The organism is Micromonospora sp. NPDC048930 (assembly GCF_043197935.1).
In the GTDB taxonomy this organism is placed as follows: domain Bacteria; phylum Actinomycetota; class Actinomycetes; order Mycobacteriales; family Micromonosporaceae; genus Micromonospora.
In genome coordinates this window covers 1-24,833 of sequence record NZ_JBICUB010000019.1, presented here as the reverse complement: position 1 = coordinate 24,833, position 24,833 = coordinate 1, and the positions used below count along the sequence as shown (strand labels likewise).

Below are 24,833 nucleotides of genomic sequence, written 5' to 3'. Positions count from 1 at the left end.
GGTCACCGCCCGAGCAGACCGACGACGGCTTGTGCGGCGGGTTCGATGACATCCAGCAGCGGGCGCGGCAGAACCCCGACCGCCAGGGACAGCAGGAGCAGCGGCCCGACCGACCACAGTTCGCGGGCACGCAGGTCAGTGAAGCGGACCGAGCTGCCGGCGGTGTCGCCGGTGAAGACGCGTTGCAGCGCGCGCAGGAACAGCGCCGCTGTGATCAGGATGCCGAGGACTGCGACGGCGGTGACCGGGGCGGCGGCGACGCTACCGGTGAAGATCTGGAACTCGGCGATGAAGCCTGAGAAGGCGGGCAGGCCGAGGGAGGCGAACGCTCCCACGGCGAACAGCGCCGCGAAGGTTGGCGCGGGTGCGGCGAGCCCGCCGAAGTCGCGCATGTCGTAGGTGCCGGCGCGGTCCTGCAGGACGCCGGTGAGCAGGAACAGTGCGCCGGTGATCAGGCCGTGGCTGACCATCTGGGTAACCGCCCCGGCGACCGCCACGCTGCGTGCCTGGGTGGTGTCGGCGGCGACCAGGCCGGCGACGCCGACGGCGAGGATGATGTAGCCCATGTGGTTGACCGACGTGTAGGCGATCATGCGTTTGACGTTGGTCTGGGCCAGCGCCACGAGCGCGCCGTAGATCACCGACACGACGCCGACAACGATGGCCGCCCAGGCCCACGCGCGCCAGGCCTGCGGCAGCATCGGCATGGCGATGCGGACGAAGCCGTAGGTGCCCATCTTCAGCAGCACCCCGGCGAGGACCGCCGAGCCGGCGGCCGGCGCGTCGGTGTGCGCGGGCGGGAGCCAGGTGTGGAAGGGCACGGTCGGCGTCTTCACCGCCAGGCCGAGCAGGATCGCCGCGAGCACCAGTCCACCAGCGACCGGCCGGCCCTGAAGCGGCGGTGTGGCGATGAGTTCCGGCATGTCAAAGGTGTGCGGGCTGGCCGCGACGTACAGGCCGATGAAGCCGACGAGCAGCGCCAGCGAGCCGAGGAAGGTGTAGAGGAAGAACTTCAGCGCCGAGTGTGCTCGGTTGCCGTGGCCCCAGCCGGCGATGACGAAGTACATGCCGACGATGGACAGGTCGAAGAAGACGAAGAACAGGATCAGGTCGGCGGCGACGAACAGGCCGAGGCTGACGCTCTGCAGGAACAGGAACAGAGCCGCGTGAGCGCGGGGGCGGTGCCGCTCGCGTAGCGCGTACACCGCGCAGGCCAGGTAGATCACGGCTGTCATCGCCACCAGCGGCAACGAGAAACCGTCCACGCCGATGTGGTAGCTGCTGTTCACGCCGGGAATCCAGGTCGCCTGCTCGGCGAAGGCCAACTCGCCGGGCGGCGGAGTGTCGTAGCGCAGCCAGAGGACGATGATGAGTCCGAGGTCGACGGCCGCCACGACGACCCAGGTCCAGCGCGCCACGGCGCCGTCGAGACGCGGCGCGGCGGCCAGCGCCACGGCGGCGATCAGCGGCAGGAAGACGATCAGGCTGAGCAAGGGCTTATCCCCACAGGACAAGGAGGACGACGGCGACGAGGAGCACCAGGACAGCCTGCAGGTAGTACTGGTGCAGCTGGCCGGTCTGCGGCCGGCGCGCAAGCTGCCCCAGCCGGCGAACTTCGGCCGCGAGCCGTTCCACGGCGCGGTCGAGCCACCGGTCGTCCACGCCGCTGGCCCGTCCGGCCAGGCGCAGCGTCCCGGCCGAGATGACCTCGACCCCGCGGTCGAGGACCTGGTCGTCGAAGCGGGCGAGCGCTTCGGCACAGCGCAGGGTCGGGCGGACGATCAGCACCCGTGCGGCGGCCTCGAGCCCCAGCCACCGCAACGCCCACCTCGGCTCGGGGAGTGGGCGGCGGACAACCAACAGGACGACCACAACGGCGATCACGGCCGAGACCGCAAGCTCGACGAGGGACACGTGAAGCGCGCCCGGCTCGCCAGCGACCCGGGCGACCGCGGCGTCGACCGGTGGAAGGGCCAGCAGACCGGCATAGGCGGCACCCACCGCGAGGATCACCAGGGGTGCCTGTTGCAGTCCGCGAATGCGCCCGGCTTCCATCGGGCCACGGTCGCCGCCGTCGCGTCGCCAGATGACGACGAGCAGCTTGCCCGCGTACGCGGCCGACAACGCCGACGCGGCCAGGCCGACCGCATACAACCACGGCGACTGCTCCAGAACCTGCGCGAGGACCGCATCCTTGGTCGCCCACAGCGACAGCGGCGGGATCCCGGCCAGCGCCAGCGCGCCGACGGTGGCGGACCAGCCGACCAGCCGCCACCGCCCGACGACCCCGCGCAGGCCGGCGAGCTGCGTGGTGCCCAGCGCGGTCAGCCACGCCCCTGCCGCCAGGAACAGCAGCGCCTTCGTGGCGGCGTGCGCGATCAGATGGGCGGCGCCGCCGGCCACCGTGCCGGCCCCGGCGGCCATCACCACGAACCCGAGCTGGGCGGCGGTGGAGGCAGCGAGAAGCTGCTTGATGTCCCGCTGGGCGACCGCCACCGCCCCGAGCAGCAGCGCCGTCAGACCGCCGACCCACATGGCCATCGGGGCGGCCCAGCCGGTCGCGGCGAGCAGGGGCTGCACCCGCAGCAGCAGGTAGCCGCCCATGGCCACCATCGCCGCGGAGTGCAGGAGCGCGCTGACCGGGCTCGGGCCGGCCATCGCCCGAGACAGCCAGAACGACAGTGGCAGTTGCGCGGCCTTGCCGAGCGCCGCGGCGAGGATCCCCGCGGCGATGACGTGCCGCCAACCGGGGCTGCCGTGGGGAAGGTCGGCCAGGGCCAGACCCGCGCCGCCGGCCAGCGCGGCTGCCGCGGCGACGTACAGGCCCAGGTCTGCCGAGCGGGTGGTGACGAACGCGGTCAGGCCGGCGGACACGCGGTCCTCGTCACGCCACCAGAACCCGATCAGCGCGTACGAGGCCGCGCCCATGATCTCCCACGCGAACAGCAACGTGGGCAGGGTCGCCGAGGTGACGGTGAGCGCGGCGGAGGCGGCGAACAGCAGCATCAGGCCGTGAAAGCGTGCCTGCGAACGGCGAATCTCCCCTGCCGCGGCGGCGAGCACCAGCAGGGTCACCACGGCGAGCATGGGCACCAGCAGCGCGGCGAGCCCGTCGACGGTGAGCGCGAAGTCGACGCCCGCCATGAACGGCACCGCCACGGCAGGCCGGGCCACCGCGACCACCACCGCCAGGACGACCGTGGCTGCCGCGACGGCAAGTGAGACCGGCGCGGCGGCGCGCTCCGCCCGCCGGGTCGTGGTCAGCAGGGTGCCCGCCGCTGTGGGGAGGGCAACGAGTGACCACAGGGCCGTCTGCGCGAGTGGGTTCATCGGGACAGGTCCGCGGCCATGTCGGTCATGTCGGTGCGGCGTACCCGATGCAGATGGGTGGCCACGGCGAAGCCCATCGCCATCTCGACGGTCATCGCGACGATGATGATCAGCAACAGGACCTGCCCGGACGGGTCCGGGGCGAGGAACCACCAGAAGCCGGCGGCGGCCAGGATGAGTCCGTTGAGCATCAGTTCCAGCCCCATCATCACCATGACCACCACCTGCTGGGACAGCGCGCCGTAGAGGCCGACGCTGAACAGCGCCGCCGCCACGAGCAGCACGGTCTGCAGGGTCATCGACCGACACCTCCCGGCTGCGGGTCGTCGGCCGGCCGCCGGCGCAGGTCGTCGCCGAACCGGTCGTAGCGGGTCCGGTGGGCTGCCAGCACCACGCCGGAGACGATGGTGGCGGCCATGACCGCGCCGACGGCCGCCATGGCCAGCATCTTCGGGCCCATCAGCTCCTCCCCCAACGCCTCGGTGACGTCGACGGGCGGAGCGCCGCGTCGCGTGGGCCAGGGCACGAGCAGCACCCCGGCGGCGAGGAGCACGAACACACCGATGGACACCGCCAGAGCGTGGCGGTTGTCGTGGACCATGCTCATCTGCATCAGCGCCGGGTTCATGCCCATGAACATGACCATGTAGACAGCCATGACGGCCATCTCCATGACCATCATCAGGATCGTCACCACGCCGACGTAGTTCTGCTGCATCAGCAGCACCTGGAGGCCGACGGCGATGAACGACACGGCGAGGGCGTAGCTGGCCCGGGCCATCGAGTCGACGATGAACACGGCGGCGCCGGCGAGCACGGCGACGACCGCCAGGGCCCAGAACGCGACGTGAGTGATCACCTCAGCTCCTCCCTACGGCGACGACCGCGACGATCAGGTCCTGCAGCAGCACCGCGGGCAGCAGCACCAGCCACCCGACCTCCATGAACACGTCCGGCCGCGCCGCCGGCAGGCGGCGGCGCAGCCACACGAACACCGCCAGCAGGGCGAGTGCCTTGATCAACACCCACGCCCAAGCGGGCAGCAGCGGGCCGGCGCCGCCGCCGAGGAACATCGGCACCGCGAACGCGGCCCCGGCGGCGAGCAGCGCGTACCGGCCACCCTGGAACAGCAGCCGATCGACGCCCGACAGCTCGGCGGTCACGCCGCCGGCCACGTCGGCGCCGAGGGCCGGGGAGAACGGACCCCAGACAGCGATCGCCAGGACTCCCATGCAGAAGACGAGGAAGGCCACCGGCATCCACACGACGAACCACAGGCCCTGCTGGGCGGCGGCGATCTTGTCGATGTTCAGGCTCGACGCGCCGACCGCGGGCGCCACGAGCGCGAACATCAGCGGCAGCTCGTAGGCCAGCCCGTGGGCGAGGAACCGGTATCCGCCGACCAGGGAGTGCGCCGAGTTGGCGCCCCAGCCGGTCAGCCACACGAACGCCCACGCCAGCACGTCCATGGCGTTGAACCAGATCACCCCGACGTCGAGGTCGAACAGCGTCCACCGGCCCAGCGGCACCACCGTGATGATCATCAACGCCATCAGCAGCAGTCCTGCCCCGCCGATGCGCCACAGCAGGCCGTCCGCCGCGACCGTGGTCCGCCGCCGCTGGCGCATCAGCCGGACCACCTCACCGAACGGCTGGCTCAGCCCTGATGAGCCCATGCCGGTGGTCCGCGCGGTCAGGAACCCGTCGAAGACGGCGGCGGCGACCGCCAGGAGCCCGAGCAGCCCGGCGGCGGGCAGCGCCCACCCGGCGGGGACCACGGTGACCGCGGGCTCAGCCATGGCTCACCTCCCGGTCCGCCGCGAGCGGATCGAGGTCGAGACTGGCGACGATGAGGCGGGCGGTGGCGAGGTCCCACCCGCGCACCAGATCAGGGATCGCGTCGACGGGTACGCCGAGCAGTGGGCCGGTGGGCTGCTGGCCGGCGATACTGTTCGCGGCCCGGTCGAGCATGGCGAGCAGCCGGTCACGAACGTCGCCTGTCACGGTGGCCGGCGAGCCGCGGCGGGCGAGATCCTGCGCATCCAGCGGGCCGACCCGGCGCAGCGACCACCGCAACCACCACGACCGGCCGACCATGCGGCGGAGCCGGTGGAGTTCCGCCGCCGGCCCGTCAGAGTCATCGGTGAAGAGCAGGGTGTCCCGGATCCGCCGGGCGCGGGAGGCGGCATCATCCCAGCCGGCGAGCTTCAGGAGGCTGGCGGCGTTGTCGCAGCGTCGGGCGGCGAACCGCCGCCGGTCCTCGCGCAGGTGCCTCGGCTCTCCGGCTGCAGTGGGGTTGTCGGCGGCGATCAGGCTGGTCTCCGCGTCGACGATGACGTCGCCCTGGAGGGTGCACCGCAGGACGAGGCCCGCCGGCCAGTACGCCAGAAGGGGGCCTAGTCGCAGATGTAGAAGGTCCATCTCCAAGCCGTCGCGGTCCTCACCGCCGGAGGCGAGCGGGATGCCGCCGGGGGCCATGTCCATGCCCTCATGCGCCATGCCCCCGTGGCCCGTGCCGCCGTGGCCCCCATGCATCATCGCGCCGTGGGCAGGGTGCCCCATGCCCTCGTGATCGGCGTGCTGAGCACCGGCATGGGCGGCATGCCCGGAGTGGTTCACGTCGCCGTGGCCGTCGGAGGGCATGCCCTCATGACCGGAGTGCGCCGCACCGCCATGACCCGCCTGCCGCGCGGTCGCCGTCTGTTCGTGGTCCGTGTGGCCGTGATCGCCATGCTCCCGGGCGCCGTCGGCGTCCTCATCGCTACCGTGTGGTGGTTCGTGGGGGCCGACGTGACCGTGCGTCTCGTGGGTCGGCCCTTCGCGCTGGGTACCTTCCTGCATCTCCGTAGAGGCGGCGTGCGTGCCGTGGTCGGCCTGTGCCTCATGGACCGTCCCGCCCTGCTGTCTGCCGCCACGGCGGCGGTCCGGGACGGGGTGGGCGGTGTCGTGCCCGGGGCGGTCATGTGGAGCGTGCCGTGCGTGGGGGTGATGCTCACCCGGAGGGGCATGGCCGGTCGCGGCCTGGTCGGGTGACCGCTCCCAGCTGTCGGCCCGCTGCCCGGTGAGGTCGAGCAGGTCTTCCTCCGCCGCGACGAGGGCGGGCAGGACTGCCTGCGGGGATCTGACCTCGATGCGAGCGCGCGGGCCGGGCATCTGCTCCCACAGCCGATGCAGCGGCTCCGCCAGGTGCGGGGGCGGCGGGCCGCAGACGGCCAGGATGTCGGCGTCCCCCGGGGACAGGGCCAGCCGCCAGCCCCGGGCCAGGACGGTCCGCTCGACCGCGGCCCGGGTCACCCAATGCCCTGGCACCTCGGCGACGAGCACATGCGCGTGCCGGGCGGCGATCCGACCTAACGCTTCGCTCAGACCCACCGCAGCGCGCCTTCCCGCCAGGCCCAGAGCACGGCCACGAAGACTCCGCCGAGGAACACGAACATCTCGACGATCGCGGTAGCCCCGAGTCGGGTGACGACCACCGACCACGGATACATGAACAACATTTCCACATCGAAGGCGAGAAACAGCAGCGTGGCGAGGTACCACCGGACGTGGTAGCGCGACAGTGCGTGCTCCTCAGGCCGCCACCCGGACTGGAACGGCAGGCTCTCCAGCGGCGAGGAAGCGATCGCCAGAGCTCGGTGGGCCAGGTACAGGCCGGCGACGATGAGCGCGGCGACCAACGCCATGCTGGCTGCCCCTGCGTACATTCCGCTCCTATCCGCGCTGCCGATTCCAAGCTGCTAGCCGAGCGGTCGGCCGCCCAGGCCCGCTGCCCCCGTTCCCTCCCTTCGCCTTTCAACGTCAGGCACTCTGCGAGATCCTCTACCGGCATCGCAGGTCGCCCTGCGGATGGGACCCGTGCCGGCGCGCCTACCGCGCCGGTCTCGGTGACCCCGTCACGTCCGCACAGGCAAGCCCAGCGTGGCTTCGGCACGGGCCGATCCGCGCAGGTGCCCTCACCCACTTCTCCTATCACGAAGTAGTAGCGGACGCCTGTTGTGCCGCGAACGCGTCCACGGGGTTGGAGCGACACGAGCATGTCGGGTCAGCGTTTCGGGCGCAGAGACTCAATTCGCGCCACGGATTGGTCGATGCGGTGCTCACTGACGCGCCCGGTCCGGACGAGATTCATGATTGTGTCGACTGTCTCCTCGACGACTCGCGGGGTGTACACCTGCTGGTTGGCGAGGCGAGCAGGTCGAGGCTGGCCTGCAACGCCAGGGCGACCGCTTCGGCGGCGGCGTACCGGTCGGTGATCGCGACCGCCTGCAGGTCTCGCTGACCACCGGCCCGCGCGGCCGAGCGGCGCAGCTTCGCCCCCGCGCGGTGCACGGGACGGCCTCGTGGTGTGGTGGTCGGCCGTGGCGTCGCCGACGTGGCAGGGTGCGCCTCTCAGTTGGCCATGGTCGCCACCGCGTGTGAGCCGATTCCGGCGAGCAGCAGCCGGCGGGGCAGGTGCACGCTGTTCACCCCCGCACGCTACGGCCCACCCCCACCCCATGCGTGCTCACCGACGAAACGTCATCCACCGGTGGGACGGCCTCTTTACTCACGGGTTACATGCTCAATGATCTCGGGCCGCATCCGAACCCGGCGAAGGCAGCCTCTGCGGCGTCTGCGGGCGGAAGATGCAGGGTCAGCACCCCCACGGAGGCGCCTACTACCGCTGCCGCTTCCCTCAGGAATACGCGCTGGCGAACAAGGTCGACCACCCGCGCAACGTGCTCCTGCGAGACGAAACATTGATCAAGCCGCTGGACACGTGGCTGGCGGCGGAACTCGGACCACTGCAGCGCCGCCACACGATTACAAGCTCCTCGACCAAGCCGCCGCCGACCTGCCCGTCGTAACTACCCTGGCTCCGACCGGGCCGACAGCGGCCGAGTGCGAAGCGAAGCTGGCCCGCTACGGCGGCCCTGGGAGCAGAAGCAGACCCAGCTGTCGTCGCTGGGTGGATCGCCGAAAGCCAGGCCGAACGACAACGTGCCGAGCAACACGAGGAGGCCATGCCGGCCCCCGAGGTGCCGGCCACCGCCGGCCGCCTCACCGAAAAGGAAATCATCGCCGTTGAAGAACTCGGGGACGTGGTCACCGCGCTACGAGACGCCGAGTCCGAACATAAGCTGGAGGTCTACGGCAACCTTGGACTGCGCCTCACCTACGACCAAAAACGCAAACGGCGCGGGCAGATCTCGATCTTGCCATGCACCGTTGGGATTTGCTTTGTCCGAGGGGGGATAAGCGGTTCACAGGTGTGGCCGTGGGTCGGCGATCACCCTCGCGGTGGGAGTCGTGCGGTCGGGACCCGCCGACGCATGGTTGGCGGTCGGCGGGTCCCGGTCGTTCGACGATCCTCAGCGCACGTCGTAGGCGCGCGTGATGGTCTGGGAGACCTTGGCCCCCTTGGCGTCCGTGAACTCGACGCGCAGGCTGACCTGCTTGCCGGAGTCACCGGTGTGGTCCACGACGAGGTCCGTCCCCGAGGAGGTCAGGTTCGTCGTGCCCTCGACCCACGTCGCGCCGCCGTCGGTCGAGGTCCAGACGTGGGCCTCCACGATGGCGCCGGCCGGGTAGCCCGGGTTCGCCTGGACACGTGCCGGGATAGTGATGGACCCGGCCGGGACCGCCTTGAGCCCGTCAGCGGGGATGTCCAGACGCGGCATGAGCATCGGCAGCGGCCGGCTGTAGACGTCGGGCTCCTCGTGCGAAGAGAACCTCCACCCCCGGTCAGGTCATCACCGACTCGTGGTACGGCGGGTCGGTCACCCCCGGCGTGCGGAACGACAACGACGGGACGCCGCAGATGATCGCCGAGCGTCAGGGTGACCTCATCGGGGTCGCCCCGACGATCTGGGCCGACGGCGCCGGTCACTGGTCCGACGGCGGTTCCTTCGGCGACCTGGGCAACCTGGTGCTCAAGCGCGACGGCGTCACCATCGCCACGAGCATCTACCCGCACGACGTGTTCACGGTCCCGTCCGGGGACGCCACCTACGAGCTGACGCTGAACACGGAAAAGGTCGGGGCTCCGGCCAAGTTCTGGAAGCGACGCGATGGTCTCGGCGACTACGCCAGGTTCGGCGAGCGCCGCCCGGTCGACCACGACCCGGTAGCGCACACCTTGGGCCACCATCTGCGACTCCACCGGACTGGCGCCTGGCGGTACGGCAACGAACGGTGTGGTGACGAAGAAGCGGACTTCTTTACGGGCGTGCTGCACCTGGGCGAACCGGTGCCGGATCGCCTCGACGCCGGTGACCACCTCGATCAGCTCGCTGATGCTGCGGCCGGCCATCGCCTTGCGGTGTTCCTCGGCGAGGGTGACGAGCGCCAGCTCGGCGCTGCGCAGTTCCGCCTGTCGTTCGCTGATCAGCGCGCCGAGCGCGACCGCGGGCGGCGCTGCCGCGAATCCGCCGTCGGGAGTGGGCTTCACCAGGCCGGACGCCATCAGGTACGACAGCGCCGCCTCGACCGCGGACGCGGAGAGGTGCAGGGCGTCGACCAGCTCGGCCGCGCTGGCCTGGGCACGACTGGTGAGCACGGTGTAGACCGATTCGTGTTCGGGGCTCAGGCCCAACGCACCCAGCATCGGCGGCCGCCTCCCCTGCACCTGTTGCTGCGGGGAGAGTATGCGCCACGGTGATCGATCTTTCCCAGCCCCTGGTGGCGGGGGAACGGCGGGAACGGGCCCCGGGACGTCGCCGCCCCGGGGCCCTTCGAACGGTCTCACCGCAGGCCGTACGCCCGGATGATCTCCTGCTTGATGCCGAAGCCGGCATCGGTCGTGCCGGTAGCCCGCACCGACACGAAGCCGCCCGCCTGGGGGATCGGCTTGAGGCGGATCTGCTCGGTGCTGCCCGCCTTCACGTCACCGTGCAGGTCGGTGTCGAGGCGGTACTCCATCTGCAGCAACGCGAACGGTTCGAACCTGTCCGAGTCGTTGGAGCTGGAGACGAAGTCCCACTCGGTGTGCGTACGGGTCGACAGCCGCCACTGGTCGGCCGGGCGGGACGCGTCCAGCACCAGGTGGTAGGGCAGGGTGCCGGCCGGCACTGACTTCCACTGCAGGTCGGACGAGCGCTTGTTCTCGTACATCAGCCGGTCGCCCGGTTAGAGCTTCATGTTGACCGGCACTGAGCCCCAGTCCAGGTAGCCGCCGTGTTCCAGCACGTCGGCCGACGGACTCCAGGTCTGGACGTTGATGGTCATGTAGTCACGCCAGCGGCTGTTCTGCACCGCGAAGGCCCGGTTGAACGCCGGCCGGATCGCCGGGGCGAACCAGTCCAGCCGGGTGGTGCTGCCCTTGGCGTACGCGTGGCCGTTGGCCACGTCCGTCCAGGTGCCCTGCACGTGCGACTCGGCCCAGACCTGGTCCGGGGTCACCCACTCGGTGCGGGTGCCGGGGTACCACTCCCGCTCGGGAATGCCGAGGGATGGCTTGAAGGTCAGGTCGTACCGGTAGCCGCCGCCCTGCTTCGCCTCGGTGACGTTGTAGTAGCGGGCGTCGATCCGGGCGAGGTCCTCCCGGGCCGGGTGGTAGCTGAGCGCCTGGTCCGGCACCTGCCCTGCGTAGGTGCGGGTCAGGTCGTAGACATAACTCGCGTACGGCACCTGCTTGGTGATCAGCTGCAGCGTGCCGGTCTTGGCCAGCTCGATCAGCTGCGCCCCGGCGTCGCGGCGCACGCCGGCGACCGGGATCGGCGACGGGCCCACAGACTCGTTGAGCACGCCGACGCCGTCGTTGACGACCAGCAGCAGCTTCGCCCCGGCGGCCGCCGCGGCGGCGGCACGGTCCATGGCGCTGACCGCGTCACTGCGGGTCACCACCACGGCCTTGCCCCGCACGTCGAGCGTGGCGTAGTCGGCGGCTGCACCGGTGCCCACGTAGACCGCGGGCAGCGTCTCCTGGCCGGCGGTGAGCGTGCTGCCCCGCTGGACCGTGACGTCCACCGGCGGCAGGCCCGGGACGTCCACGCTCAGCTGCGGCTCGCCCTTGCGCCACCGGTTGACCATCGTGAACGACCCCTGGGTGACCTGGTCGGTCGGCGTGACGTAGATGTCGTCGTACCTCGGCGACACCGCGTAGGCGTCCCGGAAGCTGTCGCCGTTGGCGTACGTGACGGTGTAGTCGAGCTTGCGCTGGCGGTCCTGGCTGGGCTGGGGCGCGGTGGTGTCCAGTAGGCGCGCCTTGCGCGCGTCCAGCGCCACCTCGGTGTCGCCGGAGAGCACGGTCTCCGGGTCCACCAGGACGGCGAGACCGAGCGCATCGGGCCGCTCACCCGGCACGACCAGCGACGACTCCACCGTGTAGGTGCCCGACGGCAGCCGCAGCGTCATCTCGCCATCGACGGTGAACAGCCAGGGGTCGGACACGCCGGCCTTCTTTGAGGATGACCGTCGACCTGGCGGGCTTGCCGTCCCGACCGATCAGCTTGATCTTCAGGCTGTAGCGCTCGTCCTCCTTGACCAGACCGAGCGACGTACGCGTGACCGCGGCACCCGTGACGGCGTCGGTGCCGATGAGGTAGCCGGTGAACTGGCCGCTGCCGGGCCTGGTCGGGTCACCGGTGACCGGGACGGCCGAGCTGCCGCCCGCGGGCACCGTCACCGAGGAGGCGCCCAACGAGAACGGGCCCGTACCGGTGATGGCGAGGTTCAAGGTCACGTCGGTGCTGCCCGAGTTGGCGAACGTCACCTGCTTGGTCACCGGGGCGTCAGTGGGCTCGTGCGGCCAGTCGAAGAACCCGAAGAAGGCCGAGCCGGCCGCCCGGACGCTCGTGCGTACGGCGGCGGCGACGTCGACCCGGCCCGTACCCACCTCGTACGGCGTCTACCCGGCCGCCAGGCCCTTCGCGCTGCTCATCAGCGCTTCCTTGAGCTGCGCGCCGGACCAGTCGGGGTGGCGCTGGGCCAGGATCGCCGCGGCACCCGACACGTGCGGGGTGGTGCCCCAGCCGGGCGTGCGCGCCGCATGCCGCAGCCAGACGTTGACGCCACTCGGCCGTGGCGTCCCCGTACCGGCAGATGCGCCGGCAAGGTCTGCCACATGGCATCCGTCCGTCAAGGCGCACGAGTACGCGGCCGGCGTCACCCCGCCACTATTCGTGTCGTGCAGAAACACGCGATCGTGGCGGAGGACGACGCCGTTCCCGGCGTGATCGGCGCGCCGTCGCATGCCCTTGGCCTACAGCTCACGCAGACCCACACGCCTCACGTAGCCGATCAGCTACCCGATACCTCGTCAGACGGTGCTTGTCCGTGCGAACCTAGTGAGGCCGGACGTTGTGGTTGCCGGCGAACAGATTGCCGGGATCGTACTGACGCTTGACCGCTGCGAGCCGCTCGTAGGTCTGGGTCGGATAGATCGCTTTGACATCCTCCTCAGTGGCGGAACTGAGGAAGTTGGCGTAGGCGCCGTTGACGTGAGGTGCGAGTCTCTCCCAGATCGCTTCCAGGGCAGGAAGAGCGGCCTCGACGACCGGCTTCGGACCTGCGATGGTGGTCACGAACATCAACTCTGCCTGGCGATGCGCGTAGGCGGTGGCATCCTCGGGGACTCGGGATACCGCGCCACCGACGCTGCGAACGGAGATCAACGGTGACCGCTGCGACGCCCCCACCTCCGTGAGGATCTGAAGGACCTCGCGCACCGATTCCCTGCCGACATAGGCGCTTCGGGTTTCCAGCTGGATGCCAGGCGGCAGGGCCATGCCATCCACGAGTATGTCCGCGTAGGGCTTCAGCGCGACATCGTCGTCGATCACCGTGCCGAGCCGGCGGATCGGGTCGATCGCCCGGGCCGCGAGGTCCGGGTCGGCGCCGTCAAAGGCGACGTAGATCTCGACGGGCGCTTCGGGTCCGCCGGCGAATGGATTGGCGAAGTTCGCGACGGATGTGAGCTCCTCGGGTGCGGTGCGGAGGTAGTCCGCCCACCCCTGGAGCACGCTGGCCGCCTCCGATGCCGGGAAGGCGATCCTGCCGTAGAAGACGTCCGTCGTCGGGTGTGCCACGAACTCGAAGGCGGTCACAATCCCGAAGTTGCCGCCGCCACCGCGGATCGCCCAGAACAGCTCCGGGTTCTGCTCAGCGGTCGCATGAGCGACATCTCCGCCGGCAGTGACCACCTCTGCGAGGACCACACTGTCCAGGGCAAGGCCATACTTCCTGATCTTCCAGCCGATACCGCCGGTCAACGTCAGCCCACCGACACCGACGCTCTTGGTGTCGCCCGAGGAGATCGCCAGGTCATGCGGAGCCAGGGCCGCCGCGACCTGACCCCAGGTGGCGCCGCCGCCGATGCGTACGACATGACGTTCCTTGTCGACGATCTGCACGTCCGCGAGCTTGCTGAGGTCGATCACAACGCCGCCGTCGTTGGTGCCGAAGCCCGGAAAGCCATGACCGCCGCCTCGCACGGACAGCGAAAGTCCTGCGGCTGCGGCGAATCTGACACCTGCTTGCACATCCCCGACGCTCTCGGGCCGCAGAACATAGGCTGGACTACCCGAGGCCAATACCGAACGACTAGCTGATTCGTACTCCGCTCCGCCCGGTTCGATGATGTCGCCGCCGAAGTCACGGCGAAGTGTGTCAAGCACTGAACTCATAATGTTCCTTCCCAATAGAAGAACCCTCGTTACCCGAACTGGCCGGGCTGGAAGTCGCCCGCCGATCAGGTCGGCACTGCTTGTGAACATGCCGGGACCGCGGTTTGCCCGGCGGCCGCGGCCTCCTGGTGTGGGGGTCTATGCAGAAACCGCAGCCGTTGACCTGGCTGGCGCGCAGCGTCACCAGGTCCTTGCGTTGAGCAGCGGCGCCCGCTCGGTCGCCAGGCCGCGGCTGCAGACTCACTTGACGATCTTGGCGCCGAGTTCGTCGATCATCAGGTCGATGCCGGGCTCCCACACCGCTTCCTCCCTCCTCGCAGTTGCGGGCCACGCCGATCGTTCGCGTGAGCCCCTGACGAACCTGGAGATGCCGGCGACCCGATCCTTGTGACAGCGCGACGACGTGACGTGCGCCACCGGTCGCGGGGGTCGCAAGGTGGTGGGGAGCGTCGTCCTGTCTGTCTGGCGACAACGAAGTCGATGTCGTTCGCGAACCACCCTTGAGTCCGCCTGCCGCGACGCGGGCTTCGCGCCCCGGATCGTGGCCGAGAGCAGCGACCTCGGGGTCGTGGTCGCGCTGACCGCCGAACAGGTCGGGATCGCCGTGCTGCCCCGGTCCGCGCTCACCGGCGCCTCCGGCGTCGTACGCCGCCCGCTCACCGCACCCGCGCTACACCGGTGCCTGCTGCTGGTGTCCCCGACCGACTGCTCCCCCGCCGCACGTGCCTTCCGTGGCTTTGCCCGACAGAAGCTTTCGTCCCGTTGAACCACCATCGGGACCGACGGACAGCGGCCAGGCATTGCGCCAACGGCCGGCCGCGGGCGCACGAGGCGTCACCACGGCCTGGGGACAGGCGTTCGTGAGGACGCGCACGGCCCCGCTCTGCCGAGGCGTACGCGCGTTTCGGCGGAGTGGGGCCGTGCACCGGGCAGAGGCGGCACCCGGTCTGTTGAGCCCCGTGGCCCTTCAGTGAGCCTCGGCCGTGAGGTCCTGCCAGTCGGACCAGGTCTTGAGCCGGTCGGCGTAGACCTGCTGGACTATCTCGTGACCCTGGGGCCGAAGAAGATCCGCAGGGGCGGGTTGTCGGCAGTTGGCTGCCATTGCTGCCGAATGGGCGCAGCGGCTGACCGATTCCGATCTGGAAGCGCGGGGCGGGGGTGCCCAGGAGCCGAGCTACGCAAAGCGAATGCGGACTCACCTCGCGCGGATGGCGGCAGCTGAGCAGATGGCCGCTCTTCTCGCTGACCTCGTATCCGCCAGTGCCGGGGAGGCGGTGAAGTACGTGCCGGATATCCCGAGCTTGGTGCGGCGGTAGGCGTCAGTCGGCAAGCAGCACGTAAGCGATGGCCGCACCTGTCGATCTCGAGAAGGCGCACCGGCGAGTGGAAGCAACCGCCTGGGAGCATCGGTTGGGCCGGCAGCCATCTGGGCTACCCCGGGCCACCGGGGGCAGCCTGATGACCTGGCTTGACACTCGTGGCTGACAAGGGTCGACAGCAACAAAGGAGGAGCGACGGGGCCTCCCTTCCCCTCGCACCCGGCCGGACGGAGAATGATTCGCGGGCGGCGCGGACAAGCGTCGGCGCACGGTCGCGGGGAGCATGGTGGACGGTCGGACGCTGGTGGGCAGGGTCGGGCGGGTGGTGCATGCGCTGCGTGGCGGTGACCGCCCGGGAGAGGTCCGCGTCGTCGTGGACGGCATCGCGCACTATTACCTCGCGTACGCGTTGACGCCGGTTCCGGCTGGCGCCGAGGTACTGATCATCAACAACCGTGGCGCGCGCCAAGTCGACGTCGAGCCATGGCCCACCGTGGCCGGGGGCGAGGGCTCCCGCTAGGACAGAAGGGTCGTCCAGTGTTCGGATACCGCGTGCCCGCACCCAACGAGGCTCTGCTCATCAGCGGACGCAAGCAGCGTGGAGCGGAGGCGCTGCCGTTCAAGATCGTCACGGGTCACGGCGTCTTCGTGGTGCCGGTCTTCTCCAAGGCCACCCGGCTCACGCTGGCCATGCAGGAGGCCGAGGTGGTCGAGGACTGCTACACGAAGCAGGGCATCACCCTGACCGTACAGGCCGTCATCGCGTTCAAGGTCGGCGACGACCATGAGTCCATCGCCGCCGCTGCCCGGCGTTTCCAGGGCGACCAGAGCCAGATGCCGACGCTTGTCGGGCGGATCTTCAGCGGTCACCTGCGCAGCATCATCGGCAGCATGACCGTCGAGTCGATCATCCGCGAGCAGCAGACCCTCGCGGACGCCATCGTGGACGCCAGCAAGACCGAGATGGCCCGGATCGGCCTGGCCGTCGACTCGCTCCAGATCAGCAGCATCGACGACAAGGGCGTCGGCTACATCCGCGCGCTCGCCGCGCCGCACCAGGCCAAGGTCGACCAGGACGCCAAGGTGGCGCAGGCCGCCGCAGACCAGGCCAGCGCCATGGCGCAGCAGGAGAGCGTGCGGCACCAGGCCGAGTACGCCCGACAGACCGCGATCGCCCGGGCCCAGTACCAGGCCGAAATCGACCAGGCCCAGCAGACCGCGGCCCAGGCTGGCCCGCTGGCAGCGGCCCGCGCCCAGCAGGAGGTGCTTGTCGAGCGCGCCCGGGTCGCCGAGCGCAACGCCGAGCTGCGGCAGGCCGAGCTGATCGCCGAGGTGATCCGTCCCGCCCAGGCCGAGGCCGAGCGGATCCGCACCCTGGCCCAGGCGCAGGCCGACGCCACCAAGCTCTCCGCCGAGGCGGCCGCCGCGCAGGACCGGATCGCCCTCGACCAGCGGGTCATCGAGCAGTTGCCCGACCTGCTACGCGCGGCCGCCGCCGGCCTGCAGGGCGCCAACGTCACCGTGCTCAACGGCGCCGAGGGGCTCAGCAGCGTGGTCGCGTCGCTGGCCGGTCAGGGCATGGCGCTGCTGGACGCGGTCCGCACCGGGGTTGCGCCGGCCACCGGCCCGACCGTGGAGCGGCCCGCGGTGAACGGCACGCCGGCAAGGGCCAACTGATCATCGGTACGCGGGCCCGGCCGACCTCGCGTCGCCGGGCCTGGCGCGAACCATCACCGCCGCCCGCAACTCCACCATTTCCTGCCACCTCGACGCTTCCCGGCCCTTCGCGCGTCACTGTCGGGCGTCCAAGCCCTGTTCGTCCTCAAGCTGTCAAGCGGAAGTCACACCGTTCGGCTCATTTGCCCCGATCGGTTGCCAACCTTTCGCGGCCGCGCGGTAGGTGAATGTGGTGGGGCGGTCGGGGTAGGCGGGTGGTGTTCCGGGCTGCACCGTGGCCGGGAGCCGAGGAGAGGAGCACGCGATGACGGCGATCAACCAGAGCAGACCGCCGGGCGGCACCACCTATCAGGCCCGCCAGGCGGCGTCCCAGGTGGGCCAGCAGACCGCGCAGGCGGGTGGCCGGGTCGGTCACGCCGCTGCCGAGCAGGGCCGGCAGGTCGCCGGGCAGGCGCGGCAGCAGGCGCGGAACCTGACTGGGGAGGCCACCTCGCAGCTGCACGACCAGGCCCGGACTCAGCAGCATCGGGCCGCTGAGGGGTTGCGTGGTCTCGGCCGCGAGCTCGACGCGATGGCCGATCGCGGCGGGGATAACGGTATGGCCGGTGAGGCGGTACGGCGGGCGGCGATGGTGGCGGACCGGGCCGCCGGGTGGCTCGACGAGCGTGAACCTGGCGAGGTGATGGACGACGTGCGCGGGTACGCCCGCCAGCACCCGGGCATGTTCCTTGCCGGTGCGGCGGTGGCCGGAATGCTGGTCGGTCGGCTCACCCGAAACCTGACGTCCGGGGACGGGCAGCGCGCGAGCCGACAGATGGGCCAGACCGCGCAGCCGGGCCAGCCGATGCCGCCGCCGCAGGAGCGGGCGGTCGAGGCTTCGTACACCGGCGAAGGCCCCTACACCGGGGCGGCGCGGGCACAGAGCGTATCGCCGGCGGGACAGCGGGAGCGGGACGTCCCGGGTGGGGTGGCACCGTGACCGCCCCGGCGAAGGAGCGCACCCAGTCGGTCGGTGAGCTGTTGGGTGACGTGACCCGTGACATGTCGACGCTGGTCCGGCAGGAGATCGAACTGGCCAAGGCGGAACTGCGCGAGGAGGCGAGCCAAGCCGGCAAGGCCGGTGGCGTGTTCGCTGGTGCTGCGCTGGCTGGTTTCCTGACCATCCTGTTTGTCTCGTACGCAGCCTGGTGGGGCCTGTCCAACGTGATGGACCAGGGCTGGGCCGCGCTCATCGTGGCGGGAGTGTGGGCGATTGTCGCCGCCATCCTCATCGCTATGGGGCGGACAAAGCTACGGCAGCTTCGGGCGGTGCTGCCCCGGACCCAACAGACCGCACGGCAGATGCCGAGCGCCCTACGCGGCCGATGAACGAGCGGGAGGGAGCAGACGATGTCGACCGATCCAGACCAGATCCGGCAGCGAATTGAACAGACCCGCAACGAACTGATGAACGACGTCGACGCGCTCACCGACAAGGTCGATCCGCGGCGGATCGCCAGCGACCGTGTCGGCCAGGCGCGCGGCGCACTCACCAGGGCCAAGGAGAAGGTGATGGGCACACCGACGGACGGGCACGGCGCCGGCCAGCGGATGTCGTCCGCCGCCGGCTCAATGCGCGACGAGGCCCGCGAGCTCGGCCAGCAGTCTCGGCAGCAGGCTCAGGGCAACCCGCTGGCGGCCGGCCTGATCGCCTTCGGTGCCGGGCTGCTGCTCTCCGCGCTGATCCCGCCCAGCCGCCCCGAGCGGCAGTGGGCCGGTCAGGCCAAGGAGATGGCCCGCCAGCACTCCGGCGAGCTGCGCGAGCAGGCCAGCGTGGTCGGTCACCAGATGCGGGACAACCTGCGCGAGCCCGCGAAGCAGGCAGCCCAGGCGGTGGGGTCCGCCGCGGGACGCGGCGCGTCCGCCGTTGGGGGTCAGGCCAAGTCGGCTGCTCAGCAGGTGCAGGGGCAGGCACAGGGAGCTGCGGGTGAGCTTCGGCAGGGCTGAGCCGGTTGCGGCGACGGGGCGGGCTCGCATCGGCGGGCCCGCCCCGCAGTGCCGTTTCATCGGCCGTCGTCACGGCTGGAGGGAGGGCTGGTGAAGGCTCCGCCGCCGCCGAAGGTGGCACGACCCGCCATGTATCACCGGTGGAGCTGGATCACCTTCATCCACTGGCGCTACCCGCCGTCGATGCTGCAGCCGATGCTGCCGCCCGGGCTGACGGTTGAGACCTTCGACGGATCAGCCTGGGTCGGCTTGACGCCGTTCCTCATGCAAGGGGTACGGGGCCCAGCGCTACCGGCCGTACCGTGGTTGTCGAGCTTCCCCGAGACCAACGTCCGAACCTACGTCAAGGACCGGCGAGGCCGGCACGGAATCTGGTTCCTGTCCCTGGACGCGGCCCGCCTACCTGCGGTCCTCGCGGCCCGGGCCGGCTACCGGTTGCCCTACTACTGGTCGAACATGGCGGTACGGGTCGGCGACAACGAGGTCGCCTATCGCTGTGTCCGCCGTTGGCCCGGCCGTCGGCGGCTGCGTTGTGACGCCGACGTGCGGCTGGGCGCTCCGCTGAGCGAGGCGGAGCGCGACGAGCTGGCCCATTTCCTCACCGCCCGGTATCGCCTGTTCACGGTCATCGCCGGCAGGCTCGCCACCGCCGAGGCAGAGCACCCCGTGTGGCCGCTGCGCCGAGTGGAGTTGCTCCGGCTGGATCAGGACCTGCTAACGGGGGCGGGACTGCCCACCCCGGCCGGCGATCCCCTCCTCCACGCGTCTGCCGGCGTTCCCGTACGGGTGGGAATGTGGCACCCGCTGGAGCGACCGTGATGTGCGCTTGAGACGCAGTCCACGTGGGACCGTCGCTCCTCACCGCGTTAGCGGACGCCCCGAGCCAGCGATGGCTGCTGCCGTGACCGCTCGTCGCCGGTCATGGTGGTGCTCATCGACGGCGTTTCTACGCTCTTGGCGACGGAAGAACCGGCGCCCGGAGCGGGAGGGCCGCCCATCGTCTCATCGCCTCGGGTGCGTCGCCGGCTCGCACGCACAACGGCCGCCCCAGCCGCCGCCGCTGTCAGGACCAGCGCCGCTGCCTCCAGCAATGGCCGTCTCCGGCTTCCTCTACGTCTCATTCACCTCTCCTTGCGTCTCAGCTTGGCCCACATCCTGCAAGCCTGAACGAGACAGGGAGCGGCATTGGGGATGCTGTACCCGTTCGTGCATTCCCGGTGCGCCCTCACCGGGTACGTACCCGTTCCCGTCCTCCGGTCAGCGACGCGAGATGTCATCGCCCACGTGCGCGGATAACTGCCTGGCGTGGCCTCCAGCCTGTGCGCGGCCTGCTCGCCGAAGCCCGCGAGCACCTTGCTGCCGTGGGCGACGGCACAAAGATCCGGCGGCAGGTGAGCCACCTCGTTGACCGTGGACGCCCGCGTCGATGCTCCGATGGCCGTCTGCGGCTCCGCTGGCATCCGTTGGGCCGACTAGGGGCCCGGCAAGCCGTACCAGGTCTGCCATCTCGCTGGCGCCTGTCGTGGCGTCAGCGATGAGTTTTGCGGGGTCGGCGGATCAGTAGTACCAGTGTTCGGGGTCGACGGTCAGGAGTGATGATGTCCCCTACGGTGAGCATCGAGTCCGACGAGCGGGAGTTCGCGCGGCTGGCCGGACCGCTGCGGCGGGAGATCCTCGCGCACTGCTACCGGATGCTCGGCTCGGCCGTCGACGCTGAGGACGCCGTGCAGGAGACCTATGTGCGGGCCTGGCGGGCGTTTGACGGGTTCGAGGGACGCTCATCGCTACGGGTGTGGCTGCACCAGATCGCGACGAACGCCTGCCTGCGCGCGATCGAGCAACGCGGACGCCGGGCGGTGCCCTCCGGCTTGGGGGCGCCCGAAGACGGCTGGCAGGACCGGCTTCGGCTGGCCCCGCCGCAGACGCAATGGGTGGAGCCGCTGCCACCGACCCGGCCGACATCGTCGGCCGGCGTCAGCACGTGCGTCTGGCGTTCGTCGCCGCCCTGCAGCACCTCGCGGCCCGGCAGCGGGCGGTGCTGATCCTGCGGGACGTGGTGGGACTGCGTGCGCACGAGGTCGCTGCCATCCTGGGTACCACCACTGTCGCGGTCAACAGTGCGCTGCGCCGGGCCAGGGCTGCCCTGCAGCAGTTGTCGCCGACGGCCGACGAGGTGAGCGAGCCGGACAACCCGCGCCACCGCGCCCTGCTGGACCGGTACGTGACCGCATTCCATGACGCCGACCCCGCCGCGCTGGCGGCGGTCCTGCGCGAGGACGTCACCTTGGAAATGCCGCCATACGCGAGCTGGTTCGCCGGCCGCAGCGCGGTCACCGGGTTCTTCGGCGCGCAGGTGTTGTCCGCGCCGGAGCGGTTCCGGCTGCTGACGGCCGATGCGGCAGGACGACTGGCGGCCAACGGCCAGCCAACGTTCGTCGCGTACCTGCGCGAACCCGATGGCCGGTACCACGTCCACGCCCTGCACGTCCTGGACGTGACCGCGACCGGCATCGCCCACATCCACGTGTACATGCAACCGGAGCTGTTGTCGGCCTTCGGGCTGCCACCCCACCTGCCCGAACAATAGTGGTCACGCCGGCGGTGAGTTGCCGGGCCGGCGCGGATCTCCATTGGTGAGACCGGAAAGTATCCGCCTCCCGATACCGGATGGAGCAGCATGACCACCACTGTCCTTCCCCCGGCGCCGGCACCGGCCCGGAGCCGTACCCGCGCCACGCTGATCCTCGCTTCCCTGGGCAGCTTCCTCGCCGCCCTCGATGTGGTCGTCGTCGCCACCGCGTTGCCCGTACTGCAGCGCGACCTCGGCGCCGGCCTGGCCGACCTGGAATGGACTATCAACGCCTACAACCTCGTCTTCGCCTGCCTCATGCTCACCGGCGCGGCCCTGGGCGACCGGTTCGGCCGTCGCCGCATGTACCTCGTCGGCCTGCTCGTCTTCGCCGCCGCCTCGGCCGCCGCGGCCCTGTCCCACGGCCCCGGTGCGCTGATCACCGCCCGAGCCGTGCAGGGCGCCGGCGCGGCGATCCTCATGCCGCTGACCTTGACCCTGATCAGCGACGCCTTTCCGATCGGGCTGTCTCGCTAACGGTGTTTCCGGCGATCTTGGTTAGTAGGTTTCAGCGGCTGGGAAGCGGTCGCTGAAGGTGATGGCGAAGGCGTTCAGGGCGGGTTTCCAGCGCATCGTCCATCGGGTTCTGCCTGCTCCGGTGGGGTCCAGGGATCGGGTCACCAGGTACAGACACTTCAACGCGGCCTGCTCGTTCGGGAAGTGGCCGCGGGCCTTCACGGCCCGCCGGTAGCGGGCGTTCAACGACTCGATCGCGTTGGTCGAGCAGATGACCTTGCGGATCTCTAGGTCGTAGTCGAGGAACGGGATGAACTCGGCCCAGGCGTTGTCCCACAGCCGGATCACCGCCGGATACCGGCCACCCCACTTCTCGGCCAGGTCGTCGAACGCCGCCCGGGCGGCGTCGGCGTTGACGGCGGTGTAGATCGGCTTGATGTCCCGCTTCGGCCGCCGTCCGGGACGTTGCCCCGGCTCCGGAAAGTCCCGCCCGGCGAACGGGGCCGCGAGACGGGCCGCGGAGGGCGTGTCGTGTACAAGATCCGCAAGCTCGACGAGATCAACGAAGCGATCGAGGACGTGCTCGCCGGGCGGGTGGCGCCCGGCTGGTCCTCCAACCCTGATCCCCGGCCGTCCGGACCGCCGTCCCTAGCCGGCAGGGCGAGCACGTCGAGGTGGTCATCGTGGGCACCTGTCTCGTCGTGGCGGGACCGGACCCGTCAGTCCATCCCAGCGCGCGGCAGCCACTCGCGGAAGCGCCGTTGGTCCCGGGCCGCGGGGGCGCTCCGCCCCTGCCCAACTGTGACAGGAACGGGCGAGGGTGGAGGCGGGACGGAGTGCCGACGCGGCACGCCACGGACAGTGGAGGGTGATGTGGCCACCGGCGGCGGACGGGGCGTACCGAGGCCCACCGACACCTCCACCAGTCCGGCGGTCGCCACCGGCCTCAGCTCCGCGGAGGCTGCCGTCCGGCTGCGATCGGATGGGCTGAACACGGCGGTGGCGCCGCCTCGCCGGCATCTGGCCGCCCGGGTGCTGCACCAGCTCACCGACCCGCTGGTGGCGCTCCTGCTGGCCGCCGCCGTGGTGACCGCGGTGCTGCGCGACTATCCGGACACCGCGGTGATCGTGCTGGTCGTCCTGGTCAACACCGCCATCGGAGTGGTGCAGGAGGTCCGCGCCGACCGGGCCATCGCCGCGCTGGACCAGCTCGCCGCGCCCACCGCGCGGGTGGTTCGCGACGGCCGCGACCTCGTCCTGCCCGCCGCCGACCTGGTCCGCGGCGACCTGGTCCGGGTGGAGGCCGGCGACGTCGTTCCCGCCGACCTGCTGCTCACCGACGCCGCCCGGCTGCACCTGGACGAGTCCGCGCTGACCGGCGAGTCGGTGCCGGTGGGACGGGTCGCCGGCGAGGAGGCGAGCGCGGGAACCGTGGTGACCACCGGGCGGGCCACCGGGACGGTGGTGCGGACCGGCGCGGCGAGCGCCCTGGGCCGGATGAGCGCGCTGGTGGCCGCCACCCGGCCGGCCGCCACCCCGCTGCAGCGCCGGCTGGCCTCGCTCGGCCGGGTCCTCGGGCTCGCCGCGGTCGTCCTCTCCGCGCTGGTCTTCGCCCTCGGCGTGCTGGCCGGCCGGCCGGTGGTGGACATGGCCGTCACTCATTCCGCTGAGGAGAGCCTGGTCCTCAGCTCACCGCCTGTTTCACGAGCGCGCCGATCCTGGCCTCGTCGTCGATGGTCAGCTCGGTCAGGGCGTACGAGGTCGACCAGATGGCGCCGTCGTCGAGGTTCGCCTCGTCGCTGAAGCCGAGCGTCGCGTACCGCGTCTTGAACTTCGCCGCGGGCTGGAAGTGGCAGACCACCTTGCCGTCGCGGGCGTAGGCGGGCATCCCGTACCACAGCTTCGACCTGAGGCCCGGCGCGTTGGCCTTGATCACGGCGTGCAACCGCTCGGCGATCACCCGGTCGGACTCCGACATTCCGGCGATCTTCGCGAGCACGTCGCTTTCCGGGTTGGTCTTGGACCTGGCTCTTCGTCATCGACGGCGCCGTCACCCTGCTGGTGCGGGTGGCGACCGCGCGGCTGCTGCCCACCGAGCCGCCGCCGACCCCGCGGAGTCCGGACTCACGGCCTGTGGCACAGCGTACGCGCGGACCGCGCCCCGACGCTCCGGCGTCGCGGACGCCCTGGTCGGCGGCGGCCAAGATGCCAGGGCGGCGATCCGGCTGATGCGCAGCGGGCGGGCTTACAAGTTGGGTAACGTCGGGTCGAGGCAGCACAGCAAGTCTTCGTCGGCGGTGACCGGTGGGGGGCCTGCAGGGGGCTGGTCACGGCCACACCCGGTGTCGACCATCGTCGTCTCCTCCTGCAGCCGTGCGGACTACATGACGCAGGTCATGCCGTCCCAGCCGGCGTAGCCGGAATGCATGCCGGGGTTGTGCTGGCCGGTGAAGCCCATGGTCTGGGCGCAGGTGCGTACGTGCTGGCCGAAGTCGGCGCCGGACGGCCCGTCGGCGAATGCGGTGGCCGGGGTGGCCAGTACCACGGCAGTGGTGGCCAGGGCGGCGGTGAGGGCGACGCGGCGGATCGGTGCCATGATGGGACCTCTTCTTCTGTCGACAGTTGCGAACACGGTTAGCGTCACGCGCTGATACCTCCGGCTGTAGGGGCCAGGGTCCTCATCCGGCTGGGTCACTGGTCCTTACCCCGGTGGTATCTGTGCGGAGAAGACGAAGGTTGCGTCCACTGGAGTGGTGTACGACTTGCCCGTGATGGGCGTGTTGCGTAGATAGGAGGCGGCCATCGCGTGATCCTTCGAGACGACCAAGT

29 protein-coding genes and 2 pseudogenes are annotated in these 24,833 nt (G+C 70.6%); 12 read left to right on the top strand and 19 right to left on the bottom strand.

The window, feature by feature from the left end; genetic code table 11:
- Nucleotides 1-2: 2 nt before the first annotated feature.
- From ACGFI9_RS32355 to ACGFI9_RS32330, 6 genes are read right to left on the bottom strand one after another with little or no spacing between them, the layout of a single operon-like run.
- Entirely contained in the window at nucleotides 3-1,493 is a 1,491-nt protein-coding gene (locus ACGFI9_RS32355) for a NuoM family protein (protein ID WP_393184069.1), read from the bottom strand.
- Nucleotides 1,494-1,497: 4 nt separating this feature from the next.
- Entirely contained in the window at nucleotides 1,498-3,330 is a 1,833-nt protein-coding gene (locus ACGFI9_RS32350) for an NADH-quinone oxidoreductase subunit L (RefSeq protein ID WP_393184067.1), read from the bottom strand.
- Nucleotides 3,327-3,629: an NADH-quinone oxidoreductase subunit K gene (locus ACGFI9_RS32345; RefSeq protein WP_030504358.1), complete on the bottom strand. Its 303-nt coding sequence runs from the start codon at nucleotides 3,627-3,629 to the stop codon at nucleotides 3,327-3,329. The genes ACGFI9_RS32350 and ACGFI9_RS32345 overlap by 4 nt, the downstream gene beginning before the upstream one ends.
- Nucleotides 3,626-4,189, bottom strand: a complete 564-nt coding sequence (locus tag ACGFI9_RS32340) for an NADH-quinone oxidoreductase subunit J (RefSeq protein ID WP_393184065.1) — start codon at nucleotides 4,187-4,189, stop codon at nucleotides 3,626-3,628. Before ACGFI9_RS32340 ends, ACGFI9_RS32345 begins: the two co-directional genes overlap by 4 nt.
- Nucleotide 4,190: 1 nt before the next feature.
- Entirely contained in the window at nucleotides 4,191-5,129 is a 939-nt protein-coding gene (locus tag ACGFI9_RS32335) for a complex I subunit 1 family protein (RefSeq protein ID WP_393184063.1), read from the bottom strand.
- Nucleotides 5,122-5,814 (bottom strand): hypothetical protein, encoded by a 693-nt coding sequence (locus ACGFI9_RS32330; protein ID WP_393184061.1) that lies wholly within the window; start codon nucleotides 5,812-5,814, stop codon nucleotides 5,122-5,124. Before ACGFI9_RS32330 ends, ACGFI9_RS32335 begins: the two co-directional genes overlap by 8 nt.
- Before the next feature lie 60 nt (nucleotides 5,815-5,874).
- On the opposite strand from ACGFI9_RS32330, the gene ACGFI9_RS32325 reads away from it, so the two are divergent.
- Complete coding sequence (locus tag ACGFI9_RS32325; protein ID WP_393184059.1) at nucleotides 5,875-6,363, top strand: hypothetical protein; 489 nt, start codon at nucleotides 5,875-5,877, stop codon at nucleotides 6,361-6,363.
- A gap of 329 nt (nucleotides 6,364-6,692) precedes the next feature.
- Here ACGFI9_RS32325 and ACGFI9_RS32320 read toward each other — a convergent pair whose 3' ends face one another.
- From ACGFI9_RS32320 to ACGFI9_RS32310, 3 genes are all read right to left on the bottom strand, one after another.
- Complete coding sequence (locus ACGFI9_RS32320; protein ID WP_393184057.1) at nucleotides 6,693-7,016, bottom strand: NADH-quinone oxidoreductase subunit A; 324 nt, start codon at nucleotides 7,014-7,016, stop codon at nucleotides 6,693-6,695.
- A 442-nt stretch (nucleotides 7,017-7,458) separates the two neighbouring features.
- Nucleotides 7,459-7,662, bottom strand: a complete 204-nt coding sequence (locus ACGFI9_RS32315; RefSeq protein ID WP_393184055.1) for a hypothetical protein — start codon at nucleotides 7,660-7,662, stop codon at nucleotides 7,459-7,461.
- A gap of 1,022 nt (nucleotides 7,663-8,684) precedes the next feature.
- On the bottom strand, nucleotides 8,685-8,999 hold the full coding sequence (locus ACGFI9_RS32310) for a hypothetical protein (RefSeq protein WP_393184053.1): 315 nt from the start codon (nucleotides 8,997-8,999) through the stop codon (nucleotides 8,685-8,687).
- Nucleotides 9,000-9,133: 134 nt separating this feature from the next.
- Here ACGFI9_RS32310 and ACGFI9_RS32305 point away from each other — a divergent pair, with 134 nt between their 5' ends.
- Nucleotides 9,134-9,973 (top strand): hypothetical protein, encoded by an 840-nt coding sequence (locus ACGFI9_RS32305; RefSeq protein ID WP_393184052.1) that lies wholly within the window; start codon nucleotides 9,134-9,136, stop codon nucleotides 9,971-9,973.
- Between the two features lie 83 nt (nucleotides 9,974-10,056).
- Here the strand turns inward: ACGFI9_RS32305 and ACGFI9_RS32300 are convergent, their stop codons facing one another.
- The 7 genes from ACGFI9_RS32300 to ACGFI9_RS32270 form a co-directional block, all read right to left on the bottom strand.
- Entirely contained in the window at nucleotides 10,057-10,425 is a 369-nt protein-coding gene (locus tag ACGFI9_RS32300) for a hypothetical protein (protein WP_393184050.1), read from the bottom strand.
- A 15-nt stretch (nucleotides 10,426-10,440) separates the two neighbouring features.
- Nucleotides 10,441-11,703: a PA domain-containing protein gene (locus tag ACGFI9_RS32295; protein WP_393184048.1), complete on the bottom strand. Its 1,263-nt coding sequence runs from the start codon at nucleotides 11,701-11,703 to the stop codon at nucleotides 10,441-10,443.
- A complete protein-coding gene (locus tag ACGFI9_RS32290; RefSeq protein WP_393184046.1) occupies nucleotides 11,606-12,148 on the bottom strand; it encodes a hypothetical protein in 543 nt (180 codons plus the stop codon). The genes ACGFI9_RS32295 and ACGFI9_RS32290 overlap by 98 nt, the downstream gene beginning before the upstream one ends.
- A 12-nt stretch (nucleotides 12,149-12,160) precedes the next feature.
- Nucleotides 12,161-12,505 carry a S8 family serine peptidase gene (locus tag ACGFI9_RS32285; RefSeq protein ID WP_393184045.1) on the bottom strand — a complete coding sequence of 115 codons (345 nt, stop codon included), beginning with the start codon at nucleotides 12,503-12,505 and terminating at the stop codon, nucleotides 12,161-12,163.
- Between the two features lie 91 nt (nucleotides 12,506-12,596).
- Complete coding sequence (locus ACGFI9_RS32280) at nucleotides 12,597-13,937, bottom strand: FAD-binding oxidoreductase (RefSeq protein ID WP_393184043.1); 1,341 nt, start codon at nucleotides 13,935-13,937, stop codon at nucleotides 12,597-12,599.
- Nucleotides 13,921-14,121, bottom strand: a complete 201-nt coding sequence (locus ACGFI9_RS32275) for a hypothetical protein (protein WP_393184212.1) — start codon at nucleotides 14,119-14,121, stop codon at nucleotides 13,921-13,923. The genes ACGFI9_RS32280 and ACGFI9_RS32275 overlap by 17 nt, the downstream gene beginning before the upstream one ends.
- 56 nt (nucleotides 14,122-14,177) lie before the next feature.
- On the bottom strand, nucleotides 14,178-14,354 hold the full coding sequence (locus tag ACGFI9_RS32270; protein WP_393184221.1) for a hypothetical protein: 177 nt from the start codon (nucleotides 14,352-14,354) through the stop codon (nucleotides 14,178-14,180).
- Here ACGFI9_RS32270 and ACGFI9_RS32265 point away from each other — a divergent pair.
- From ACGFI9_RS32265 to ACGFI9_RS32225, 9 genes and pseudogenes are all read left to right on the top strand, one after another.
- Entirely contained in the window at nucleotides 14,341-14,703 is a 363-nt protein-coding gene (locus ACGFI9_RS32265; RefSeq protein WP_393184041.1) for a LysR substrate-binding domain-containing protein, read from the top strand. The genes ACGFI9_RS32270 and ACGFI9_RS32265 overlap by 14 nt on opposite strands.
- An 875-nt stretch (nucleotides 14,704-15,578) precedes the next feature.
- On the top strand, nucleotides 15,579-15,776 hold the full coding sequence (locus tag ACGFI9_RS32260; protein ID WP_393184039.1) for a hypothetical protein: 198 nt from the start codon (nucleotides 15,579-15,581) through the stop codon (nucleotides 15,774-15,776).
- Nucleotides 15,777-15,808: 32 nt separating this feature from the next.
- Nucleotides 15,809-16,933, top strand: a complete 1,125-nt coding sequence (locus ACGFI9_RS32255) for an SPFH domain-containing protein (protein WP_393184037.1) — start codon at nucleotides 15,809-15,811, stop codon at nucleotides 16,931-16,933.
- 304 nt (nucleotides 16,934-17,237) lie between these two features.
- Nucleotides 17,238-17,912 (top strand): hypothetical protein, encoded by a 675-nt coding sequence (locus ACGFI9_RS32250; protein ID WP_393184035.1) that lies wholly within the window; start codon nucleotides 17,238-17,240, stop codon nucleotides 17,910-17,912.
- Complete coding sequence (locus tag ACGFI9_RS32245) at nucleotides 17,909-18,301, top strand: phage holin family protein (RefSeq protein ID WP_393184033.1); 393 nt, start codon at nucleotides 17,909-17,911, stop codon at nucleotides 18,299-18,301. The genes ACGFI9_RS32250 and ACGFI9_RS32245 overlap by 4 nt, the downstream gene beginning before the upstream one ends.
- Nucleotides 18,302-18,322: 21 nt before the next feature.
- Nucleotides 18,323-18,919, top strand: a complete 597-nt coding sequence (locus ACGFI9_RS32240; RefSeq protein ID WP_393184031.1) for a DUF3618 domain-containing protein — start codon at nucleotides 18,323-18,325, stop codon at nucleotides 18,917-18,919.
- A 90-nt stretch (nucleotides 18,920-19,009) separates the two neighbouring features.
- Nucleotides 19,010-19,738, top strand: a complete 729-nt coding sequence (locus ACGFI9_RS32235) for a YqjF family protein (protein ID WP_393184030.1) — start codon at nucleotides 19,010-19,012, stop codon at nucleotides 19,736-19,738.
- Between the two features lie 779 nt (nucleotides 19,739-20,517).
- Nucleotides 20,518-21,506, top strand: a pseudogene (locus tag ACGFI9_RS32230) (sigma-70 family RNA polymerase sigma factor).
- A 90-nt stretch (nucleotides 21,507-21,596) separates the two neighbouring features.
- Entirely contained in the window at nucleotides 21,597-22,025 is a 429-nt protein-coding gene (locus ACGFI9_RS32225) for an MFS transporter (RefSeq protein WP_393184028.1), read from the top strand.
- A gap of 21 nt (nucleotides 22,026-22,046) precedes the next feature.
- Here the strand turns inward: ACGFI9_RS32225 and ACGFI9_RS32220 are convergent.
- Nucleotides 22,047-22,451 (bottom strand): annotated as a pseudogene (locus ACGFI9_RS32220) (transposase); the annotation flags it as partial.
- Nucleotides 22,452-22,865: 414 nt separating this feature from the next.
- Here ACGFI9_RS32220 and ACGFI9_RS32215 point away from each other — a divergent pair.
- Nucleotides 22,866-23,807, top strand: a complete 942-nt coding sequence (locus ACGFI9_RS32215) for an HAD-IC family P-type ATPase (protein ID WP_393184027.1) — start codon at nucleotides 22,866-22,868, stop codon at nucleotides 23,805-23,807.
- Here the strand turns inward: ACGFI9_RS32215 and ACGFI9_RS32210 are convergent.
- Both ACGFI9_RS32210 and ACGFI9_RS32205 read right to left on the bottom strand, forming a co-directional pair.
- Nucleotides 23,689-23,982: an iron chaperone gene (locus ACGFI9_RS32210; protein ID WP_393184026.1), complete on the bottom strand. Its 294-nt coding sequence runs from the start codon at nucleotides 23,980-23,982 to the stop codon at nucleotides 23,689-23,691. The genes ACGFI9_RS32215 and ACGFI9_RS32210 overlap by 119 nt on opposite strands.
- Nucleotides 23,983-24,384: 402 nt before the next feature.
- On the bottom strand, nucleotides 24,385-24,600 hold the full coding sequence (locus tag ACGFI9_RS32205) for a hypothetical protein (protein ID WP_393184024.1): 216 nt from the start codon (nucleotides 24,598-24,600) through the stop codon (nucleotides 24,385-24,387).
- Nucleotides 24,601-24,833: the final 233 nt, after the last annotated feature.

What these genes read in the sequence shown, in the direction of transcription:
- ACGFI9_RS32350 (WP_393184067.1), bottom strand. Translation starts at nt 3,330, where the DNA reads ATGAACCCACTCGCGCAGACGGCCCTGTGGTCACTCGTTGCCCTCCCC.
- ACGFI9_RS32345 (WP_030504358.1), bottom strand. Translation starts at nt 3,629, where the DNA reads ATGACCCTGCAGACCGTGCTGCTCGTGGCGGCGGCGCTGTTCAGCGTC.
- ACGFI9_RS32335 (WP_393184063.1), bottom strand. Translation starts at nt 5,129, where the DNA reads ATGGCTGAGCCCGCGGTCACCGTGGTCCCCGCCGGGTGGGCGCTGCCC.
- ACGFI9_RS32330 (WP_393184061.1), bottom strand. Translation starts at nt 5,814, where the DNA reads ATGGACATGGCCCCCGGCGGCATCCCGCTCGCCTCCGGCGGTGAGGAC.
- ACGFI9_RS32320 (WP_393184057.1), bottom strand. Translation starts at nt 7,016, where the DNA reads ATGGCGTTGGTCGCCGCGCTCATCGTCGCCGGCCTGTACCTGGCCCAC.
- ACGFI9_RS32310 (WP_393184053.1), bottom strand. Translation starts at nt 8,999, where the DNA reads ATGCTCATGCCGCGTCTGGACATCCCCGCTGACGGGCTCAAGGCGGTC.
- ACGFI9_RS32305 (WP_393184052.1), top strand. Translation starts at nt 9,134, where the DNA reads ATGATCGCCGAGCGTCAGGGTGACCTCATCGGGGTCGCCCCGACGATC.
- ACGFI9_RS32300 (WP_393184050.1), bottom strand. Translation starts at nt 10,425, where the DNA reads ATGTACGAGAACAAGCGCTCGTCCGACCTGCAGTGGAAGTCAGTGCCG.
- ACGFI9_RS32285 (WP_393184045.1), bottom strand. Translation starts at nt 12,505, where the DNA reads ATGCGACGGCGCGCCGATCACGCCGGGAACGGCGTCGTCCTCCGCCAC.
- ACGFI9_RS32280 (WP_393184043.1), bottom strand. Translation starts at nt 13,937, where the DNA reads ATGAGTTCAGTGCTTGACACACTTCGCCGTGACTTCGGCGGCGACATC.
- ACGFI9_RS32250 (WP_393184035.1), top strand. Translation starts at nt 17,238, where the DNA reads ATGACGGCGATCAACCAGAGCAGACCGCCGGGCGGCACCACCTATCAG.
- ACGFI9_RS32240 (WP_393184031.1), top strand. Translation starts at nt 18,323, where the DNA reads ATGTCGACCGATCCAGACCAGATCCGGCAGCGAATTGAACAGACCCGC.
- ACGFI9_RS32225 (WP_393184028.1), top strand. Translation starts at nt 21,597, where the DNA reads ATGACCACCACTGTCCTTCCCCCGGCGCCGGCACCGGCCCGGAGCCGT.
- ACGFI9_RS32210 (WP_393184026.1), bottom strand. Translation starts at nt 23,982, where the DNA reads ATGTCGGAGTCCGACCGGGTGATCGCCGAGCGGTTGCACGCCGTGATC.
- ACGFI9_RS32205 (WP_393184024.1), bottom strand. Translation starts at nt 24,600, where the DNA reads ATGGCACCGATCCGCCGCGTCGCCCTCACCGCCGCCCTGGCCACCACT.